Origin of the sequence: Streptomyces boncukensis, assembly GCF_011045075.1 — a bacterium.
Lineage (GTDB): Bacteria > Actinomycetota > Actinomycetes > Streptomycetales > Streptomycetaceae > Streptomyces > Streptomyces boncukensis.
Window position 1 is genome coordinate 1 of record NZ_JAAKZZ010000635.1, and the last position, 3,646, is coordinate 3,646.

Below are 3,646 nucleotides of genomic sequence, written 5' to 3' on the forward strand. Positions count from 1 at the left end.
CGGCCCCGCCGCGAGCCGAGGAGCCCCCGCCCCATGCCCATCGACGCCCAGAAGGCCCTGGCCGCCGAGCCGCGCAGCACCGACATCACCTGGGACCACAAGGACGTCCAGCTCTACCACCTGGGCCTGGGCGCCGGAGTCCCCGCCACCGACCCCGCCGAGCTGCGCTACGTCCTGGAGAGCAAGCTGCACGTCCTGCCCGGCTTCGCCACCGTCGCGGGCGCCGGGATGGGCGTCGTCGGCGGGCTCGGCGCGCCCGGCATCGAGGTGGACCTGGCCGCCGTGCTGCACGGCGGCCAGCGCGTCGAGGCGCACCGCCCGATCCCCGTCCAGGGCACCGCCACCGCCACCGCCCGCGTCGCCGCCGTCTACGACAAGGGCAAGGCCGCCGTCCTCGTGCTGCGCACCGACGTCGCCGACGCCGACGGGCCGCTGTGGAGCACCGAGGCGCAGCTGTATGTGCGCGGCGAGGGGGGCTTCGGCGGCGAGCGCGGCCCCTCCGACCGGCTCCCCGCGCCCGACCGGGAGCCCGACCGCACCGCCGAGTGCCCCCTCCAGGAGAACCAGGCGCTGCTCTACCGCCTCTCGGGCGACTGGAACCCGCTGCACGCCGACCCCGAGTTCGCCCGGCTCGCGGGCTTCGAGCGGCCCATCCTGCACGGCCTGTGCTCCTACGGCGTGGTGCTCAAGTCCGCCGTGGACCGCGCCCTCGACGGCGCGGTGGACCGGGTGCGCAGCTATACCGCCCGGTTCACCGGCGTCGCCTACCCGGGCGAGACGCTGCGGGTGCGGATGTGGCGCACGGGGGAGGGGCAGCTCCAGCTCACCGCCACGGCCGCCGAGCGGGACGACGCCTCCGTGCTGGCCGACGCCCTCGTCACCCACACCTGACCGGACGAACCGCCGAGCCGTACGAGAGGAGCCGCAGATGCGCGCGGCCGTGCTGCACGAGACAGGGCAGGACAAGCTCGACGTCCTCGACGGCGTCGAACCCCAGGGCTTCGGGCCCGGCAAGGTGCGGATCCGGCTGCGGGCGACCGGGCTGTGCCACTCCGACCTGTCCGCGATGAACGGGGTGCTGCCGCAGCCCGCCCCCTTCGTGCCGGGCCACGAGGGCGCGGGCGAGGTGGTGCAGACCGGGGACGGCGTCACCTCGGTGCGGCCCGGGGACCGGGTGCTGGTGTGCTGGCTGCCGGCGTGCCGCTCCTGCCCGTCCTGCCGCCGGGGCCAGACGCACCTGTGCATCAGCGGCTTCATGAACGCGGGCACCCCCAACTTCACCCGCGCCGACGGCGACCTCTACGGGTTCGCCGGCACCGGCACCTTCGCCGAGGAGACCGTCGTGGACGCGGCCTGCGCCGTGCCCGTCCCGGACGATGTCCCCTTCGAGGTCGCCGCGCTGCTCGGCTGCGGCGTCACCACCGGACTCGGCGCCGCGCTGGACACCGCGCGGGTGGCGCCGGGCGCCTCGGTGGCCGTCATCGGCTGCGGCGGGGTCGGCATCAGCGCGATCCAGGGCGCGCGGGTGTGCGGCGCCGCGCGGATCGTCGCCGTCGACCCGGTCGCCGCGCGCCGGGAGGCCGCGCTGCGGTTCGGCGCCACGGAGGCCGTCGCGCCGGACGGGCTCGCGGAGGCCAGGCAGCGGCTCACGGCGGACGAGGGCTTCGACTACGTCTTCGAGGTCGTCGGCAGGTCCGCCACCGCGCGCACCGCGTACGAGGCCACCCGGCGCGGGGGCACGCTCTGCATCGTCGGCGCGGGCGCCGTGGACGACCACCTCCAGCTCAGCATGTTCGAGCTGTTCTTCGACGAGAAGCGGATCCTGCCGTCGCTGTACGGGGGCGGGGACGTGCTGCGCGCCTACGAGCGGGCGATCGCCCTGTGGCGGGCGGGCCGGATCGACCTGGAGGGGCTGATCACGCACCGGGTGCGGCTCGGCGAGATCAACGAGGCCCTCGACCAGATGCGCACCGGCGAAGCGCTGCGGACCAGCATCACGCTCTGACCGCCCCCTTGCTCCCCGCATCCTGCGACGTGCCGCAAGGGGCAGCTCCTACCCAGGAACAGGAACCCGGAATATGACGCTGCACGGCAAAACGGCCGTTGTCACCGGCGCGGCCCGCGGACTGGGCCGCGCCGAGGCACAGGAACTGGCCCGCCTCGGCGCCGGCGTCGTCGTCAACGACCTCGACGAGGCCGTGGAGGACACCGCAGCGCAGATCCGCGCCGCGGGCGGCGCGGCCACCGCGCACCGCGGCGACATCGCCGACCTCGCCCAGGCCGAACACCTGGTCGCGCTGGCCGTCGACACCCACGGCTCGCTCGACATCCTGGTCAACAACGCCGGGATCCTGCGCGACCGGATGGTCTTCTCCATGAGCGAGGAGGAGTGGGACACCGTCCTCCGCGTCCATCTGCGCGGCCACTTCGCCATGACCCGGTTCGCCGCGGCGCACTGGCGGCGGCGCGCCAAGGAGACCGGCGGGCCGGTGTACGGGCGGATCGTCAACACCTCCTCGGAGGCGTTCCTGGCGGGCTCGCCCGGCCAGCCCAACTACGCGGCGGCCAAGGGCGGCATCGTCGGCCTGACGACCTCCACGGCGGGCGCCCTCGGCAAGTACGGCGTGACCGCCAACGCCCTCTGCCCCCGCGCCCGCACCCGGATGACACAGGAGGTCTTCCAGGGCCTCGCGGCGCCGGAGGACGGCCCCGACCCGCTCGCACCCGAGCATGTCTCGCCGCTCGTCGGCTATCTCGCCTCGCCGGCCGCCGAGCGGATCACCGGCCAGCTCTTCGTCGTGCACGGCGGGATGGTCGCGCTGATGGAACGCCCCCGGGTGGCGGCGAAGTTCGACACGGCGGGGGACTTCTTCAGCGTGCCGGAGCTGGACGGGGTGCTCACGCCGTACTTCGCCCAGCGCGCGCCGCGCGAGGGCTTCGCGGCGGACGAGGTGCTGGGCCTGAAGAAGGACTGAGCGGCGGGCCGGACACAGCACGGGGCTCCCCTCCCGGCGGGAGGGGAGCCCCGGAAACCCGTGCCTGGCTGCTCAGTCGCCCGCCGGGCGGCGGTGGCGCCCGTGCGTGGGCACCTTGTCGTCCTCGGAGACGGCGGCTTGCCCCCTGTGCTTCCCCCCTGTCCCCTGGCCGGCCGTCTGCTCGTCGCTGGGCGTCTCGGTCTGGGTGTCGGACATCGCGAAGTAACTCCGTGAATCTGTTGCTGCCGTCGTACCCGGCGGAGTTTAACGACGATGTGCAGCAACGATCATTCCGTTTGAGACCTGGACTAGGCGGTTCCGCTGGCCAGCGGGGCCTGCTGGAGGGGAACCGGCTTGGACACCGGGTCCGGCAACCGCCCGAACGCACCGGCGCTGCCTGCGGAAAGGCCGCTGACGCCCGGGGGCGGCGCGCCGCGCGGCGAGGGCGGAGCGGGCGCGGGCTGCCCGTCGGCGTGACCGTGCTGTTGCACAGACGTGACGTCCGCCGGGCGCTCGGGCCCGTCCGGAGACCCCGGCTCCGGCGCGGCCCGCGGAGCGGCGTCCCGCCTGGTCGGCGCCGTTCCCGGCGCGCCCGGCGCGCTGTCCTGCTCGGTGCCCGGCCCGCCCCGCGGGGGCGGTGGCGCGGGCTCCGGCTCGGGGAGCGGGGCGGG

Annotated in this window: 4 protein-coding genes and 1 pseudogene; 3 read left to right on the forward strand and 2 right to left on the reverse strand. The window is 75.2% G+C overall.

Annotated elements, in window-relative coordinates; translation table 11 throughout:
* The first annotated feature begins 33 nt into the window (after positions 1-33).
* From G5C65_RS33360 to G5C65_RS33370, 3 genes are all read left to right on the forward strand, one after another.
* Positions 34-891 carry a MaoC/PaaZ C-terminal domain-containing protein gene (locus G5C65_RS33360; RefSeq protein ID WP_165302802.1) on the forward strand — a complete coding sequence of 286 codons (858 nt, stop codon included), beginning with the start codon at positions 34-36 and terminating at the stop codon, positions 889-891.
* Between the two features lie 37 nt (positions 892-928).
* Entirely contained in the window at positions 929-2,005 is a 1,077-nt protein-coding gene (locus G5C65_RS33365; RefSeq protein ID WP_165302803.1) for a Zn-dependent alcohol dehydrogenase, read from the forward strand.
* A gap of 73 nt (positions 2,006-2,078) precedes the next feature.
* Positions 2,079-2,975: a 3-oxoacyl-ACP reductase gene (locus G5C65_RS33370; RefSeq protein WP_165302804.1), complete on the forward strand. Its 897-nt coding sequence runs from the start codon at positions 2,079-2,081 to the stop codon at positions 2,973-2,975.
* 72 nt (positions 2,976-3,047) lie between these two features.
* Here the strand turns inward: G5C65_RS33370 and G5C65_RS33375 are convergent, their stop codons facing one another.
* Positions 3,048-3,191 carry a hypothetical protein gene (locus tag G5C65_RS33375; protein WP_165302805.1) on the reverse strand — a complete coding sequence of 48 codons (144 nt, stop codon included), beginning with the start codon at positions 3,189-3,191 and terminating at the stop codon, positions 3,048-3,050.
* A 92-nt stretch (positions 3,192-3,283) separates the two neighbouring features.
* Positions 3,284-3,646, reverse strand: a pseudogene (locus G5C65_RS38735) (hypothetical protein); the annotation flags it as partial.

What these genes read in the sequence shown, in the direction of transcription:
- G5C65_RS33360 (WP_165302802.1), top strand. Translation starts at nt 34, where the DNA reads ATGCCCATCGACGCCCAGAAGGCCCTGGCCGCCGAGCCGCGCAGCACC.
- G5C65_RS33365 (WP_165302803.1), top strand. Translation starts at nt 929, where the DNA reads ATGCGCGCGGCCGTGCTGCACGAGACAGGGCAGGACAAGCTCGACGTC.
- G5C65_RS33370 (WP_165302804.1), top strand. Translation starts at nt 2,079, where the DNA reads ATGACGCTGCACGGCAAAACGGCCGTTGTCACCGGCGCGGCCCGCGGA.
- G5C65_RS33375 (WP_165302805.1), bottom strand. Translation starts at nt 3,191, where the DNA reads ATGTCCGACACCCAGACCGAGACGCCCAGCGACGAGCAGACGGCCGGC.